We start from the raw sequence: 16,136 nt of genomic DNA, 5'->3' as shown, positions 1-16,136 counted from the left end.
TTTTTTAACCACTTATTCCTTTATTGTACCCTCCTCTATTGCTTGAATTCATGACCGAAGCTTTATTGATTGGTCTAGTTGCATAGCTTCTTCTACATTTGTTGGAATCATCGGATTTCTTATTCTCTTAAACATCCCTTGGTTTGACTCTACTTTTTCTAAATATCCAATCCGAGTAAGAAAATGAAGAAAGCCATCTATTGCTTTCGTCCAAGGTTCAGACGTTTGTCTAAGCATAAGCCATCTTTTTTCAATATATGGAAACAGACATTGAGTTACAATCTGTCTAGAGAAAGGTCGATTTAGTGGTTGATGTTGTAAACATTCAAAAAGAAGGAGAAGTTGCCAATAGTAAGGAGATGATGAAATGAGGTAATGGTAAGCGGTCGGCCAACCCGTTTCAATTGGGAAAAGACTTGGTGGTACACCATTCTTGTAGAGAATCTCTCTAATAGTTCTTTCCATTTTTGCAGGATAGGGAGAAGAGTTTTTATAGCGCCAATTCTTTCTAACAATAATCCATTTTTCAAACATCTTACTTTTAGTGTGTATGTTGGGTTGTACAATAGAGTTAATAGATGTTTTAAGAAGGGGGGTCTCATGATAAAAAGCCAAAAACTTAGTAGAAGAATATGGAGTAATTTGATGTAGTTGTGCAAAGCGGTTTTGTTCTGGACAAAAATAGGTAAGATGAAAAAAGTGGTTCTTACTCGTTTGAGTACATAACCATTCGTAGGATTTAAGGGTAAAGGTATGTGGTCCATAGCGTTTTAACCTGTTCCCACCGAGAATCCAAATAGGGATAATACCAATTTGATTATAGCCTTGAGTACGTTTTTCTAAGAGAGTCGTTTCAATAGGGGAGCATTGATATTCTAGTGCGTAGAGAGTGTGATTGAAGCGAAATAAGAGGTCCGGACGTTGCCTTATTATTGGTAGATAGCATTCTAATGCGACTTCAACTTGTTGTGATTTCAACCACTGATAGAGAAGTTTTTTACCCTTTAAGTGATAGAGACTTTCATTTTCACTAGATTCGACACACGCTACATGAGGCTGATGAGCAAAATGCCAAAGTCTCGCTGTACCAAGTTTTAGTTGAACAGTCGCTCTACAAGCTGGACAATAAAATTGTCTTTTTTTACGAAGCTCCTTCAATTCATCCAGTCGCCAATCATCCACTAAAGAGATTACTGTACCATCTTTAAATTTTGCAATAAACACAAATCCACCTCCATTTAAGCTATTCTCCTATTATATTTCGCCTTCCAATACCAGAATTCCTTCTCAATTTATGAAAACATTTTAAGAGAACGATAAAGCCACTACCGTTGCAGAGAATGGGGTAGTGACCTACAACAATGGCGACAATAACCTTGATGTTGATTCAATAATGCGATGAAAAATAGATCGATTTTTAAATAACTGATAACTTAGTTGATTGGAATGTTCTAGATCATAAACATAGTCACTAACCAGAGTCATCACGCTTTTCGTACGATAAAGGAATGCATTCACCTCAAAGTTCAAATGAAAACTACGCATGTCCATATTAGATGTTCCAATTGATGCGATTTCATGATCGACAATTATTAGTTTACTATGCATGAAGCCACGATTGTACTCATATACCTTAACTCCTGCTTCTAATAATTCAGGAAAATAAGAGCGTGACGCGTGAAAAACGATGTGCTTATCTGGGCGATTAGGAACAAGTAAACGCACATCAATTCCACTTAATGCAGCAATCTTTAAGGCACTTAATATATCATCATCGGGTATAAAGTATGGACTAGCTATCCAAATCGATTTCTTTGCTGATGTAATCATGGAAAAGAAAAGTTTTTTATTTATTTCCCAGCGGGTATCCGGCCCACTTGCAATCATCTGCACACCACCATCAGCATGAACTGATTTAAGTGTAGGTGTGAGGTAGGTTGGGTTTAAAATTGTTTCACCTGTTTGATAGAACCAATCTCGTAAGAAAATCAATTGCAAGGTGCTAACTCCTTCTCCTCTAACAAATAAATGAGTATCTCGCCAATTACCATAATAAGAATGTCTGCCTAAATATTCGTCACCAATGTTTAAACCACCAACGAATCCTATAACACCATCAATGACAATAATTTTCCGGTGATTTCTATAGTTGAATTTATGATTAAGAAAAGGAAGTTTCACCTGTGCGAATGCTACCATTTCAACATCTGCCTGTTTTAATTCTTGAATATATGATTTGGACAATCTCCAACTACCAACTGCATCGTATAGAAAACGGACTTCAATTCCAGCCTTGGCCTTCTCAATCAAAATGTCTTTAACCTCTTGACCAAGCTCATCATCACGAACAATATAATACTCAAGGTGAATATGGTGTTCCGCTAACTTCAAAGCCTGTAAGATATGAGCAAAGGTTTCTTTTCCATCAGTAAGCACTTTCGTTTCCGTTGAAAAAGAAACTGGATTATTGCCAAGGCGATGGGCTAATCGAAAAAGTAATTGTTGATGTCCACCCATTTTTTTCATTTGATCTTCGTTTAATTGTCTATGTCCTGCTATTTTTTGAAAGGCTCGTTCATCGTGAATCGCTTTTTTCGAAAAAGAACGGTTTTTCCTATAGTTTTGACCAAACAGTAAATAAAAGAAGAATCCAAGTAACGGAAAAGCAGCTAAGACTAATAACCAAGTTAACGTCTTGGTTGGATGACGATTCTCAAAGAAGATCACAACAGCAATAAACAAAACCGATAATGAGAAGGCCACACTCAGTGCTCCTACAACCCAACCTTCTAGGTACCCCCTTGTCATATAAAGAAATGCCAAAAGAAAGGCCAAAAACACCATAATATTCAACTGATTTCTCATTATACTCTCCCGCTCAATTAATATTTTCTATTTACTTCGCTACCTAAAAAAAGGGGGTGATCCTTAAAAAAGATCCCCCCCTCCCATAATTTAAAATAAACAAACGAGATCGACCATGTTCATCGCCCATTAGATTCTCTTTTATTTTGAAAATGACTCTCGAATAACCGGTAAGGCATTTTCTTTCACAATCTCTTTACCATATTCCTTCATACGATATATCGAAATATCTGATTCATAACCATATTCAAGCATTTGACTTAACATATCATCCTGCTCGTCTTCGTTATAACGCTCATCGTTAAAGAGTACATGCAAGTAATAGGTCCCCTCAAAATGATACAATTCGTTATATAAATCAGCAATAATGAAATTGTGGCTCAGTGAGATAACATCTTCAAAGTCTTTAAATCCAATAACAATTTCAAGATGGTCATTCGTAGGATCTAATTCGTCTTCCTCGTTTCCAGCCATCAGGTCAACAAGGTTTGACTCTCCTGAATCTTTGTCCGACACCGGTATTTCTAGTTTTACACTCCCATCTGAAACTTGACCCCTTGTAACAACAATCTCTAGCCCTTTATCTAACGCATGAATTTGAATCCATAAAGGTCCATCTAACTCAAATTCATCATCTTTATCATTTGCTTCGTTCATCATTTCGAAGAAGAGCTCTTCTCCACGCTCACGATTGTACCAAATTTCATCCCGATCAAAGCCTCTATCCTCAATATCTGTATACGTAATATAAAACTTAATGGTCGTATCATTGACGCGTTCAATATCCATTTTCGCTCTCCCTCCTAATCAGTAATGGTCGGTTCAACTAAATTGTGATGAGGTATATAGCTAACCCCCTTCAAGTCCTTAGTAAGGATAACGTTGCACACAGCTAACTCCTTAAATACTATTTCGTTATTTGTGTTTAATTACCTTCCTAACTTATAAGAATCTTGTGGGCAACTTCATTTCCTCATCAGCATAAGATGCTTACTCTTATTTTATGATAAATTCACCGAAATTGGAAATCTAAAAACTGGATTATATCATATTTTTTAAAAAACATTGTTTCTCGTCATATTTTCATTACCGAAACCATATTGTTTGTAATAGGGTCAGACAAGCTCCATACAAGTAATTAGCGAGTGTTACTGATAAATGTATGAGGTGTTAATGATCATTATGAAAGAAATAATGTTGATGAGCCAAAGGATGATGCTAAATTATGGAAACTGATTTTTTTATCTCTCTTTTAACTATTATTGGTATTGATATAATCTTAGGAGGTGACAACGCCATCGTTGTTGCGCTCGCCTGTAGAAATTTGCCAAAAGAAATTCGTAATCGTGCAATTGTCCTTGGCATTGGATTAGCTTTGATAACAAGAATGTCTTTAACAGTCGTTGCCGTACAACTATTAGAAATTCCTTTCCTCCTAGCTATAAGTGGATCTCTTTTAGTCTATATTGCCTACAGTCTATTATCTGATCAAACTAATAATCGTGATATCGAAGGAGGAACAAATCTTTGGAGTGCCATCAAGTCTATTCTAATCGCAGACTTGGTCATGGGTTTTGATAATGTCATTGCTGTAGCAGGAGCGGCCCATGGTGATCATTTATTAGTAATGATCGGTCTACTCGTTTCAGTTCCTATCATCATTTGGGGTAGTAAATTAATTTTAACCGTATTTGACCGTTTTCCTATTATTGTTTACTTAGGAGCCGGCATCCTTGCCTATACAGCTAGTCGCATGATAACTCATGAGGAAATGCTATCTCCTTTATTTAGTCAGCATCCTCTCTTCACGTTTGCCTTTAAGATTGTGATTATAATAGGCGTCATTCTTACTGGCGCTCTTCGTATGAAGTATACAAAGGTCATTAAATGATTATTAAGATTAGAAAAACCGCCCTTTTAAACCCTGGTTGCCTATTCACGATGGCAATGGCTTCTCTCGCTGCGCGCCCTTTATGAGAAGAACGCTTATAAAGGCCTTAAAAGATTGCAGCGGTTCCGCTCATTGCATAGAGTTATTTCCAAAAGGAAAAACCCCCTTTTGGAAATAACTCTACAAAAAACCCTTCTACTTTAGATGTAGAAGGGTTTTTATTAATTAACTAAGCGTTGAGCTTCCTGTAATTGGAACGTTCGTACTTTCCTTGGTAGGAAACGACGAATTTCTGCATCGTTATATCCAACTTGCAAACGTTTTTCATCAAAAATAATGGGACGGCGTAGCAAACCAGGGTTCTCGCTTATAATCTTAAATAAAGTTTGTAATGGTAATGCCTCTAACTCTACGTCTAATTCTTGAAAAACTTTAGAACGAGTTGAAATAATTTCATCCGTTCCATCCTCAGTCATTCTAACTACCTCTTTTACTTCTTCAATAGTTAGTGGAGATGCGAAGATATTTCGTTCTTCAAAGGGAATATTATGTTCTTCTAGCCACGCTTTCGCTTTTCGGCAAGATGTACAGCTAGGTGATGTTAACAAAGTAACCATATAACGGACCTCTCCTTTCAAGTTTGAGATCTTAATGTCATTCACACATTTTATTATACTCCGTTGTTTAAGTTTTGTATATACAAAACACCACTATACTTATACATACATTAAACAAAGAAAATTAAGTTATACAATAATAATGTAATACCCTTTACATGACATTATAAACCTATTATACAAAAAAAACATTTCTAAACAAATATGTTTATTTAGTCATTTTAAACTATTCTCTTTTTAGACTCATACTTGTCACATGATTGTCACATTTTATAAAGAGTGAGTTTTTTTTCAATATATTATCAAGCAAGTTTGTGTTATTTAAATTACCTATTACTAGGAGCTGAGCTTATTTGAAAAAATGGTTATTCACTATGTTCATTCTTTTTTCTATTACAGCTTGTGTCACTGACGATATCACAAGTGATCAAGTTGAACGCCAACGTCTCCTTGTTGAAGTAGAAAAAATAAGTCAAAATTCGATTAATCAAGTCCTTGAACTATCAGGGCATTTATTGCCACGAAATCAAGTACCCCTAATAACGACTTTGCCACTTGAAGTCAAGGAGGTTCATGTTAAGGTGGGGCAGGCAATAAAATTTGGTGAATTACTGCTCACACTTGATGATACCGAAGCTCTTAGACAATTAAACCAAGCTCAAAATATAGTAGCTCAACTAAAGCAAAGTCTAGCTCATGCAAGGGAGATAAATCGTTCGATCGAAAAAAATCACAGTAACTTACAAGAATTACAACAGGAATTACAAAACTCCATTAACCGTTCACGTGCACTCATTGATGACTTGAACCGAGAAGAGCTTGAAGATTCTCTTGTTGACCTATTACAAACATCGCTCGAGGTCTCCCTGAATCAAGCGGAATTAGTACAAGCAACTAGTTCAGTAAGTTTTACTCCGATTAATACGATGGAACTTGAAGTACAAATCCAAAATGCCGAACTTGCCGTTCAACAAGCAGAAGAAATGGTTCGCTCTTCAAAAGTTACAGCACCTATATCTGGAGTTATTTCACAGTTAGATGTAACAGTCGGTCAAACTGCCTTACCTAGCCAACCTTTAGCAATCATTTCTAATTTGGCGGAAATAGACGCAACGTTTTCGGTTAATAGCTTTCAAGTGACCAAACTTTCTCCTGGTTTACGAGTAACCCTTTCAATTCCAGGAATAAATGACATTCAAACAGGGACCATTTCTAGCATCTCCCCTGTCACTAATCCACAGTCAAATACATTCTCAGTCCTAGTCCCATTGAACAATGAATCCCTAAATATGAAAGGCGGAATGAGAACAAATGCTGTTATTGATTTAAAAACGATTAATGAAACGTTAGTTGTTCCTGCCAATGCCCTATTATACGAAAATGGTGAACCCTATGTTTTTGTCGTAACAAATAATACGGTAAGAAGACAAGCATTAGAGCTTGGTACAAGAGAAGGAGATTTGATTGAAGTGGTTTCTGGTGTTGAAAAGGATGACCAAGTTGTCACCACTGGTAAGGAACGATTAACAGATGGTGCTGAAATTACGATTCGAAATGAGTGAACATCAATGAATTTAGCAAAATTCTCCGTATTACGGCCAGTAGCGATGTCAATGGTTATCGTCCTTTTACTTATTTTAGGAACAGTTTCATTAAAAAATCTTCCTGTTGATTTGTTTCCCGAACTAAATTTTCCTGTCGTAGCAGTTACTGCTTCTTATGATGGGGCTGGTCCAGAAGAAATTGAGCAGCTGATTACCCGTCCAATTGAAGAAATGATGGCAAGCATCCCAAACGTTGAATCTGTTTCATCTACATCTAGAACTGGCGGAGCTTTAATCCTTGTTTCCTTTGATTGGGGAACAAATCTAGATTTCGCTACACTGACCATGCGGGAGCGAATTGACCAAATTCGTGAAACATTACCAGCTGGAGTTTCTGTACCTCAAGTGATGCGTTTTGACCCAAGTATGCTTCCCATTACTCAGCTAGCTGTAACAGAGCCAAGGTCAAATATCGCAGAAACAAAAAAATTAATTGAAAATGAGATTCAACCAAGACTTGATTCAATTGATGGAGTGGCGGCTGTTCAGATTGAAGGAGGAACAACTCAAGAAATTCGCCTTAATGTTGACCCCGAGAAACTTGCTAATTATGGACTGAGTTTAACGGACTTACAACAAGTTATTGGAAGTGAAAATCTTAATATACCGAGTGGGCAAATCCAAGATGCTAATCAAAGTTTACCCATTCGAGTTACCGGAGAATTCAGTTCCGTCTATGATCTTGAAATTTTACCCGTGACCACTCAAGAAGGTTTAATCCCACTTGGAGAAATGGTTACAATTGTTGAATCAACAGCTCCTATTTCACAGCAAAGCTATTTAAATGGAAAACCTACTGTCGGCTTATCGGTACTGAAAGCTTCAGGAACTAATACAGTAACCGTTGCAAGAAATATCAAAAAGGAAATACAAGAGTTAAAAACCCTTCTACCGGAAGGAGTAGAAATTCAAGCGATTTTCGATCAAAGTCGTTTTATTGAACAATCGATACGTGCTGTCACCTGGAACATTGTTATTGGTGGTGTTTTAGCAGCTTTTATCTTATATATCTTTCTAAGGAATATTAGAAGTACCCTTATTATCGGGCTCTCTATTCCTATTTCGATTATTACTACGTTTCTTTTCCTTTATTTCTATGGAGAAACATTAAATATTTTAACGCTTGGTGGCCTTGCCTTAGGTGTTGGAATGATGGTCGATAATGCGATCGTAATTCTTGAGAATATATATCGTAAAAGGCAATTAAGAGAAGGAAAAAAAGAAGCATCTATAAATGGGACAAATGAAATTGGCGGAGCGATCGTTGCTTCAACTTTAACAACGGTTGTTGTCTTTCTCCCCATTGTGTTTGTAGAAGGATTAGCAGCTCAATTATTTAAACCGCTCGCCATTACAGTTGCCTTTTCATTGCTCGCTTCTTTAATTACAGCGCTTATTATTGTGCCTTTGCTATCATCAACTTTCATGAACATCAATGATGATGCATCCGCTTTTCAACGAGGCTTTGATCGAACTAGGGCTCTATATGAACGGATATTGAAAACCGCATTAGCGAAGCCCAAAACGATTCTTTATTCAACATTCACACTTCTAGTAGCTGCCCTCTGTTGCATCCCTTTTCTAGGAACAGAATTTCTCCCAGCCCAAGATCAGAGCTTTATTAGTGTAGATGTTAGGATGCCAGTAGGTACTTCTTTAGAAGCTACCTATGAAACAGCAAAAGAGATTGATGAACAACTTGAACCTCTCCCTGAGATTGATCTATCCTTTGTCACGGTAGGAGGAACTGATAATTTCACGATTGGAGCAGGATCTCAAGAGAATAGAGCTTCTTACAGTATATTACTTAAGGATGTAACTGAGAGAAATCGAACTGACCTTGTCATCGCCGAAGATATTCGCAAACGGCTTCAAGTCATTCCAAACGCAGATATCTCTGTCTCAGCTAGTGATACTGGCTTTTCTGATAGTCCCGTATCCATTACCGTTAAAGGTCCAGAGCTACAAACATTAAGGAGAGTTACAGATGATATTATAACAAGTATCTCTGGGATAGACGGCGTGCGAGAACCTTCTTCCAACTACACCGAAGGAAATCCTGAAGTAACCGTTGTTGTAAATCGACAGACAGCTGCAACATATGGAGTCAGCAGTGTTCAAATTGCCAACACAATAGGAAATGCAACACGGGGAGTGGTTGCTACTCGACTAGCTCGAAATGGAGAAGAGATTGATGTTCGATTACAAGTCGAGGATCGCTTTACGGCTTCTGTCGACAAATTAAAACAGCTTTTAATTGATACTCCTACTGGAGAAAGAATACCGCTAGACGTTGTTGCAACTATTGAACGCGGACAAGGTCCTAACTCTATTCGAAGAGCTGATCGTTTACGTGAAGTAACCGTAAGAGCCGATATATTAAATCGAGATTTAGGTAGTGTTATTGCAGATATTGAGACAAGACTAAAAGAAGAAATACGTCCAACTCTACCAAGTGGTTACCGCATTTCATTTGGCGGCCAAAATGAGCAAATGAATGATGCCTTTTTCAAATTAGGAGGGGCTATTGCCTTAGCTATTATTCTCGTTTACATGGTTATGGCAGGCCGTTTTGAATCCTTTTTCTATCCAATTATCATTATGTTTTCTGTACCGGTTACAGCCATAGGGATTATTGCAGGTCTGCTTTTAACAAACCAACCTGTTGGCGTTGGTTCACTTATTGGGATTTTGATTTTAACAGGGATTGTGGTAAATAACGCAATTGTTCTCGTTGATTACATTAATACACTAAAGAATAAGGGGTTAACTACTTATGATGCTATTATCGAAGCAGGTCCAACTAGATTAAGACCGATCTTAATGACCGCCTTAACGACCATATTAGGATTAATTCCTCTTACTTTAGGATTCGGAGAAGGAACAGAAGTTCAACAGCCGATGGCCATTGTTATCGTTTTCGGTCTATCCGTTTCCACTTTTATAACATTAATCCTCATACCTGTTATTTATGATTTAACAGACAAGAAAAAAAGAAAAAAACGAGATAATCAACTTGAGTATTAGAAAATCCTGTCTCACGGTTTGAATGTGAGACAGGATTTTTCTATTTCATTTTCAGTTTATTTAAGCAGTTGTTCGACGCGACGATTGTGGCATAGGACTTTGTTTTGTTCGCTTTTTCCAGTCTTGTACATTTTTCTTTAAAAAGTCTTTTAACATTTCTCTTTTTTTCTTACGCTTTATGTCCTTACGTTTCAAACGAATCACCTCATTATTTAATGAACGATTCAATCCCTACACAGTCGCTTGGTCCTTTTTTTCTTCATAAGTGAGTACATCATCAACATCTTCATAAGACTCACCATAAAGTTCTTTATCTTTATACGTGTGAATATTCTCATAAGTGTGCTTCATTTTTTCATAGATGCTTTTTTCCGGTTCATCAGTTGGTGACCAAAATAGAATTTCTAATTCATTTACTTCATTCGTCGCAAGCGAGCGTCTTCTGTATCCAATTGACTGTGCATGCTTGAAGCCTTCTCGACTATAAAAGCGCTGTCGCTTCTTTGTATCTGTGTCTTCATAATCCACTGGCTCAACTTCAAGAATGATTGGCTTTTGTTTTTGTTTTAATTGATTTAACAATTTTTTCCCCAGCCCTTGGCCTCTTGCGTCCTTTGAGACATACAGATAATCGACAAAGACGAAATCGTCAGTTTCTACATACATCATAACATGATTTTGGTCTTCATCTTTATGGTAAATATCCGCTTTTTCTTTTAGTAGCAATTCAATATGTTCTTTCGACTTCATCTCTTCTATCGGAAAGTATTTATTTAGCTTCTCATACCAATTCATTCTTTGACCTCCATCAATCATTCTACTCCTAGTATACTCCTTCTTCTTAAAAGGATAAACTGCCTCAATCAAGTATTTAAATGGGAAGCGCTTCTTTTTACCTATCTTTTCTAGTTTATGCAAAGATCTCATACAATTACACAGCTATCCTCTAGATTGGGTGCTTTCTTTACTTTTACAGTTCATAAAAGGCTAAATCTATATTTAGATTTAGCCTTTACTAATTTTCTCTTTTTATCAAGGCTTATAAGTAACACCTTCTGTATAACGATTTGACGCATTCCAAAGCAAGAACTCGTTTATTCCTTCTTCATTTAGAGCTCTGATTTGAGCCTCTACTTCTTTTGAACCGTAGCTCTTATAATTTCCAGAACCAAGCCATGCTGCCGTGAAATCCTGAATCCATGGACGTGATATTGGTGGGTTCTTTAAAGAGCTTAACACCTCGTTTTCCACTTTTGCATATGCTTTAGTTAGTTCATAAGGGTATAAATCTGGCTTATCAATACCAAAATAAGGTGTCCAATGACTTGGATAAATCATTGAGGAAATCACATCTACATTTTCTGAGATCTTAGTGAAATTTTGGCCAATACCTGGAGCTTCCTTGATCGTAGCTGCATAACCAAAAATATCAACAGATACGTCTACATCATATGAAGATAACTGTGCCTTTGCATAAGCAACAAAATCTGCAACAGCTGTAACTCTTTTCTGGACATTATCTTCGCCATCAGCATATTCTCCAACTTTATATTCAAGTACATCGTCACGTCGCTCAAATCCTTCTGGGAAACGGACATAGTCAAATTGAATTTCCTTAAAACCCATTTTTGCAGCTTTTTCGGCAATTGCAATATTATAATCCCAGACTTCTTTTAAAAAAGGGTTAACAAATGCTTCTCCCCTCCCGTTTTTCCATACTTTTCCATTATCTTTAAAAGACCACTCTGGCTTCTTTTCAGCTAAAACACTATCTTTAAAAACAACGATACGAGCAATTGGATAAATTTCATTCTCTTCTAATGTTTTCATTAGCTTCTCAGGATCTCCAATAAACTTTTTAGAAATATCATAAAATGGAGAATCCTCTTCCGGACGATAAGTCAAATATCCATGGTCATCTTTTATATCGATAACCATTGCATTTAAATCAGTTGAATTTAACAATTCAAGCAAGTAGTTAAATCGTTGCCCTCCTGCAGAATTCCCGGTAACATACACTCCACGCACTCCATCTTCCGGATATTCAAAAGTGTAACCAGTATCATACACAAACCGTATTAAAGTCTCAGGTAACTCAAGTTGCTTCTTCGTCACAATCTTTTTTTGATGCTCTTTTGCTTTGATTGACTCTGTCTGTTCTGCTTGTACAGAATAAGGCCCAACTAAGCCAAAAATACAAAGCATGAGCACAAAAACCATTTTCCCCATCTGATCACAACCTTTTCTTGGTTTTGTGTTCATACCTTTATTCTATGTATTAATCTTCGTCTTTAGCATCCCAATCTTCAGGAATCGGTTCCTCTGCTTCCAGAGCTAATTGTTTACGTTTTAAATCAAGCTGTTCCTTATGCCAGAGAAATTGTTGCTGATTTAACAAGTGGTTTTCTCCATCAAAAATGGGTTTCACATGTCCTAAATGAATTTGCTGTAAAATATACTCTTCAGATAAATCCAAATATTTAGCTAATTGTTTAACCGTAACATACATATAGTCCCCCCCTCTCAAATTATACCTTCTTTAAACTTTAGTTGTCATTCTTACCAAAGTACCGATTCAATTAGGAAATAATAGTAATAGAGCCAGTGAACAACTCTTTGTTCACTGGCTCTTTTTAAGCAATTGGTAACACATAAAGCAAAATTAAAAAGAAATGGAAAATGGATCCAGCTAAAACAAACAGATGCCATATAGCATGATGAAACTTGAACCCGCGCCATACATAAAAAACCGTTCCAACGGTGTAACAAATTCCTCCAATAAATAACAGCGCTACTCCCATCGATGGAAGCGTTTCGACAAGAGGCTTCATCGCAAAAATAGCAAGCCATCCCATCACTATATAAAAAACCGTAGACAAAAATAGAAATTTCTTCACAAAAAAAATTTTAAAGATAATCCCAATTGTGGCGATTCCCCAAACAATTCCAAATAATGTCCAGCCAAGTGCTCCTTGAACAACAATAAATAAAAGGGGTGTATAACTTCCAGCAATAAACAAATAGATCGAGGAATGATCAAATATCTCAAATAGATCTTTTGCCTTTCCTTTTGGTAGCGCATGAACCATGGTAGATGAAAAATAAAGTAAAAGCATGGTTACCCCATAAATGGAAAAACTTACGATATGCCAAACAGAACCATGAACACTTGCAAAAACAACTAATAATACGAGTGCAGCTATACTTAGCAATACACCGATACCGTGAGTAATAGCATTGGCTATCTCTTCACTTTTAGAAAATGTATGTGTCGTTGCCATGTTTAACCCCTTTCAAATCCTTGCTTCATATTATACACCTATTATTGTTTACATTTCCACCCTTTTTATCATTTAGATATTGCATTACATATTGAAAATCTATATAATAGTTTAAATATACTTTTTTATCACATGTAATTTAACATCATAGACAAAGGGGGAATGTTACTATGAGACATGTTACGTTAGTTCAATTGTTTGATCACCCAATCACTCAAAAATATGTGAAGCGTTCTGGCATGGCCCATGCAGTTGCTTGTGCTTACCATGCATTTCGCTTAGCAAAAAAACATCAAGTTGATCCAGACCGTGCCACAAAGGCTGCGTTCCTTCATGACATCGGTCATTATACATGGTATCGAGATGGGCAATGGGATTACGACTTATATAAAGAAAATGATATACACGCAATTAAAGGGTCTGAACGTGCCCATAAGCTATTAATAAGACTTGGCGAACATCCTCGGACAGCTAAAGAAATAGCTTTAGCTATTCTCCTTCACACTGATTCATATTTACCTGAAGGTTATCTTCAACTTAATCCATTGCAACATGTAGTTGCTTTAGCAGATGAGTTAGACGAAGAGCCAGGTGGAGACCATCATTATCGAACACTCTCTGACGATCGTGCAAGAAGAATGTTAGCAAGGCTTGATCGCAAAATTGAAACCTTCCTCATACAAGATCAAATAAAACACTCCATGTAATGATCCGCAAAAATGACTCGTAAAAATTCTAATCAAATAATTATTCGTTAGAATCTTACGAGTCCTCAATCATTTACTGATTGACTGGTTAAAAAACTCATGCTAAAGTTAAACAACCATAACAATTTTATAACCTAAAAAGGGGAGTAGCGACCTTTGGTCAATGAGTCGTCATGACAGTGATAATAATCGCTCGGTTCATTGAGCTTTGAATGAAAAATTAATTTTTTCTTCAAAGTACGCAAGACCTTTTTATGAGAGTCTGTGTTTCAGGGTAGACTTTCATAAAAAGGTCTTTTTTTGTTATTTATTCATAGGGGGAATGATTCATGGTTTTTTTAGGCTTTATCGTAGCAGCGATCATCACCGTTTTAGCTGCCATCAAGTTGTCTACATATGCAGATGCAATCGGTGAAAAAACATCTCTTGGTGGAATGATGGTTGGAACGATTTTTCTTGCAGGAGCCACTTCTCTTCCAGAAGTAACAACCAGTATATCTGCTATTGTCCTTGATAGTCCAGATATTGCCGTCGGGAATGTCTTTGGAAGTAATATGTTTAATTTATTAATTATCGCTAGTTTTGATCTGTATTTCCGCAAACAACAAATTTTTAAAAATGCGGAACGTGCTCATCTATATACGGCTAGCGTAGGACTTTTACTTGCCGTTGTTGCACTCCTTGCTCTCTCACTAAAAATCGATTACTCATTCTTAGGAATAGGCGTCGATATCTGGATCTTAATGTCTGTCTACATCCTAGGGATATGGCTCATTTCTAGTTTATCGAAAAAACACCCTCAAGAAGCTGTAGTTGAACCAGAAGAATACAATATGTCTGCAATTTCTTTAAAACGTGCTGTTATCGGTTTTGCTATCGCTGCAATCATTATAATGGGGGCAGGAACGCTTTTAACTATTACTGGTGACCAAATTGCTGTTATCACTGGCCTAGGAGCTAGTTTTGTCGGTAGTTTTCTTATTGCAGCAACGACCTCATTACCTGAAGCGGTATCGGTCCTTGTTGCACTTCAACTCAAAAATTATAATTTAGCTATTGGCTCTATTTTAGGAAGTAACTTGTTTAATATCTTAATTTTAGGTGCGTCTGATTTATTCTATCAAAAGGGCTCCATTATTGCAGCAGTCTCTGATGTTCATCAAATTACAGCTGCCGCAGTCGGCATTTTATCCATCGTTATCCTTTATGCTCTTATTAGAAAACCACGAGAATCGAGTATTCGATACGCTTTGCCATCGGTTGTTCTTGTGATCTTATACTTTATTTCATCTTTTTTAATCTTTATCCAATAAGCGTAGTAAACGGGTTGAAAAGAAGGAGAAAAGATCAATAATGTAAAGTAGCAGATCATACAACAAAAAGCGCATTGGGTTGAACCAATGCGCTTCTTATATTTTATGTTAATTTCATAAATTAACTACCTCATGAATTCTTAATGTTAGACATGAGAGCCCATAGTACGCACATTTTTTTGCAGTAAAACCTTCTAAATGTGCTTAGACCACGAATCTGTTACTCCAGTAGTAATTTTTTAGTCTCTAAATAGCACAAGGTCTTCCATTAATTCGAACGACAAACCACCATTGACTCGTTGGACTATCATCCCCTGCTCATCTATTATTACAGTCGTAGGTATTCCGATAATTTGATATTTCTTCATGATCTCTCCATCTAGATCTAATAAAGGATCGAATGTAGCACGATAATGTTGAAGGAATGGACGGATCTCCTTTTTGCTTCTTTCTTGGCTAGTCATATTAACGGCTAAGAATACAGCTCCTTTCTCTTTTAATTTCTTTTCCATCTCTACAATGACCGGCATCTCTTCTTGGCAAGGATGACACCATGTAGCAAAGAAATTAATGACAACAGGTTGACCAAGATAATCTTCTAAACTAACCACATCACCATTTAATGTTGTAAGTTCAATTGACAACGCTTCTTGCCCAACCTGGACTCCTTGTTGAATAGAAGCGGACACAGCTTCTTCTACTTGTTGATACACACTTTCCGATTGACTATACATAAAGCCAACACCACATAAAAGAAGAATAAGAAAGCTACGATAAAACGCTTGGTTCTTTTTCTTTTTCATAAAACATGCCTCTTTTCGTTCATATTTA

Annotated in this window: 15 protein-coding genes; 5 read left to right on the top strand and 10 right to left on the bottom strand. The window is 36.7% G+C overall.

Going from position 1 to position 16,136, the window contains the following annotated elements; genetic code table 11:
• Positions 1 to 48 precede the first annotated feature (48 nt).
• From LDX58_RS10805 to mecA, 3 genes are all read right to left on the bottom strand, one after another.
• On the bottom strand, positions 49 to 1,224 hold the full coding sequence (locus LDX58_RS10805) for a competence protein CoiA (protein ID WP_227936846.1): 1,176 nt from the start codon (positions 1,222 to 1,224) through the stop codon (positions 49 to 51).
• Between the two features lie 129 nt (positions 1,225 to 1,353).
• Positions 1,354 to 2,865 (bottom strand): cardiolipin synthase, encoded by a 1,512-nt coding sequence (gene cls, locus LDX58_RS10800; protein WP_227936845.1) that lies wholly within the window; start codon positions 2,863 to 2,865, stop codon positions 1,354 to 1,356.
• A 141-nt stretch (positions 2,866 to 3,006) separates the two neighbouring features.
• Positions 3,007 to 3,654: an adaptor protein MecA gene (mecA, locus tag LDX58_RS10795; RefSeq protein ID WP_227936844.1), complete on the bottom strand. Its 648-nt coding sequence runs from the start codon at positions 3,652 to 3,654 to the stop codon at positions 3,007 to 3,009.
• A gap of 436 nt (positions 3,655 to 4,090) precedes the next feature.
• On the opposite strand from mecA, the gene LDX58_RS10790 reads away from it, so the two are divergent.
• Positions 4,091 to 4,756 (top strand): TerC family protein, encoded by a 666-nt coding sequence (locus tag LDX58_RS10790; RefSeq protein ID WP_227936843.1) that lies wholly within the window; start codon positions 4,091 to 4,093, stop codon positions 4,754 to 4,756.
• A gap of 221 nt (positions 4,757 to 4,977) precedes the next feature.
• Here the strand turns inward: LDX58_RS10790 and spxA are convergent, their stop codons facing one another.
• Positions 4,978 to 5,373, bottom strand: a complete 396-nt coding sequence (gene spxA, locus LDX58_RS10785; RefSeq protein WP_035664923.1) for a transcriptional regulator SpxA — start codon at positions 5,371 to 5,373, stop codon at positions 4,978 to 4,980.
• A gap of 353 nt (positions 5,374 to 5,726) precedes the next feature.
• Between spxA and LDX58_RS10780 the strand changes: the two genes are divergently transcribed.
• Positions 5,727 to 6,935 carry an efflux RND transporter periplasmic adaptor subunit gene (locus LDX58_RS10780; protein ID WP_227936842.1) on the top strand — a complete coding sequence of 403 codons (1,209 nt, stop codon included), beginning with the start codon at positions 5,727 to 5,729 and terminating at the stop codon, positions 6,933 to 6,935.
• Positions 6,936 to 6,941: 6 nt separating this feature from the next.
• A complete protein-coding gene (locus LDX58_RS10775) occupies positions 6,942 to 10,004 on the top strand; it encodes an efflux RND transporter permease subunit (RefSeq protein ID WP_227936841.1) in 3,063 nt (1,020 codons plus the stop codon).
• A gap of 60 nt (positions 10,005 to 10,064) precedes the next feature.
• Here the strand turns inward: LDX58_RS10775 and LDX58_RS25925 are convergent, their stop codons facing one another.
• From LDX58_RS25925 to trhA, 5 genes are all read right to left on the bottom strand, one after another.
• Entirely contained in the window at positions 10,065 to 10,199 is a 135-nt protein-coding gene (locus LDX58_RS25925; RefSeq protein ID WP_265416630.1) for a hypothetical protein, read from the bottom strand.
• A gap of 36 nt (positions 10,200 to 10,235) precedes the next feature.
• On the bottom strand, positions 10,236 to 10,799 hold the full coding sequence (locus LDX58_RS10770) for a GNAT family N-acetyltransferase (protein WP_227936840.1): 564 nt from the start codon (positions 10,797 to 10,799) through the stop codon (positions 10,236 to 10,238).
• A gap of 237 nt (positions 10,800 to 11,036) precedes the next feature.
• A complete protein-coding gene (locus tag LDX58_RS10765; protein WP_227936839.1) occupies positions 11,037 to 12,233 on the bottom strand; it encodes a putative glycoside hydrolase in 1,197 nt (398 codons plus the stop codon).
• A 49-nt stretch (positions 12,234 to 12,282) separates the two neighbouring features.
• Entirely contained in the window at positions 12,283 to 12,513 is a 231-nt protein-coding gene (locus LDX58_RS10760; RefSeq protein ID WP_227936838.1) for a MerR family transcriptional regulator, read from the bottom strand.
• Positions 12,514 to 12,637: 124 nt separating this feature from the next.
• Entirely contained in the window at positions 12,638 to 13,285 is a 648-nt protein-coding gene (gene trhA, locus LDX58_RS10755) for a PAQR family membrane homeostasis protein TrhA (RefSeq protein ID WP_227936837.1), read from the bottom strand.
• A gap of 170 nt (positions 13,286 to 13,455) precedes the next feature.
• Between trhA and LDX58_RS10750 the strand changes: the two genes are divergently transcribed.
• Together LDX58_RS10750 and LDX58_RS10745 are read left to right on the top strand one after the other, a co-directional pair.
• Positions 13,456 to 13,992: an HD domain-containing protein gene (locus LDX58_RS10750; protein WP_227936836.1), complete on the top strand. Its 537-nt coding sequence runs from the start codon at positions 13,456 to 13,458 to the stop codon at positions 13,990 to 13,992.
• A 329-nt stretch (positions 13,993 to 14,321) separates the two neighbouring features.
• Positions 14,322 to 15,305: a sodium:calcium antiporter gene (locus LDX58_RS10745; protein ID WP_227936835.1), complete on the top strand. Its 984-nt coding sequence runs from the start codon at positions 14,322 to 14,324 to the stop codon at positions 15,303 to 15,305.
• Between the two features lie 239 nt (positions 15,306 to 15,544).
• Here LDX58_RS10745 and LDX58_RS10740 read toward each other — a convergent pair whose 3' ends face one another.
• Positions 15,545 to 16,108, bottom strand: a complete 564-nt coding sequence (locus tag LDX58_RS10740; protein WP_227936834.1) for a TlpA disulfide reductase family protein — start codon at positions 16,106 to 16,108, stop codon at positions 15,545 to 15,547.
• Positions 16,109 to 16,136 lie beyond the last annotated feature (28 nt).

Source organism: Alkalihalobacillus deserti (assembly GCF_020734105.1).
Taxonomy (GTDB): domain Bacteria; phylum Bacillota; class Bacilli; order Bacillales; family Bacillaceae_D; genus Halalkalibacter; species Halalkalibacter deserti.
This window is presented reverse-complemented; position numbering and strand designations above follow the sequence as displayed.

Coding starts and splice junctions, on each gene's coding strand:
- cls (WP_227936845.1), bottom strand. CDS start 2,865: ATGAGAAATCAGTTGAATATTATGGTGTTTTTGGCCTTTCTTTTGGCA.
- mecA (WP_227936844.1), bottom strand. CDS start 3,654: ATGGATATTGAACGCGTCAATGATACGACCATTAAGTTTTATATTACG.
- LDX58_RS10790 (WP_227936843.1), top strand. CDS start 4,091: ATGGAAACTGATTTTTTTATCTCTCTTTTAACTATTATTGGTATTGAT.
- spxA (WP_035664923.1), bottom strand. CDS start 5,373: ATGGTTACTTTGTTAACATCACCTAGCTGTACATCTTGCCGAAAAGCG.
- LDX58_RS10775 (WP_227936841.1), top strand. CDS start 6,942: ATGAATTTAGCAAAATTCTCCGTATTACGGCCAGTAGCGATGTCAATG.
- LDX58_RS10770 (WP_227936840.1), bottom strand. CDS start 10,799: ATGAATTGGTATGAGAAGCTAAATAAATACTTTCCGATAGAAGAGATG.
- LDX58_RS10765 (WP_227936839.1), bottom strand. CDS start 12,233: ATGGGGAAAATGGTTTTTGTGCTCATGCTTTGTATTTTTGGCTTAGTT.
- LDX58_RS10760 (WP_227936838.1), bottom strand. CDS start 12,513: ATGTATGTTACGGTTAAACAATTAGCTAAATATTTGGATTTATCTGAA.
- trhA (WP_227936837.1), bottom strand. CDS start 13,285: ATGGCAACGACACATACATTTTCTAAAAGTGAAGAGATAGCCAATGCT.
- LDX58_RS10750 (WP_227936836.1), top strand. CDS start 13,456: ATGAGACATGTTACGTTAGTTCAATTGTTTGATCACCCAATCACTCAA.
- LDX58_RS10745 (WP_227936835.1), top strand. CDS start 14,322: ATGGTTTTTTTAGGCTTTATCGTAGCAGCGATCATCACCGTTTTAGCT.
- LDX58_RS10740 (WP_227936834.1), bottom strand. CDS start 16,108: ATGAAAAAGAAAAAGAACCAAGCGTTTTATCGTAGCTTTCTTATTCTT.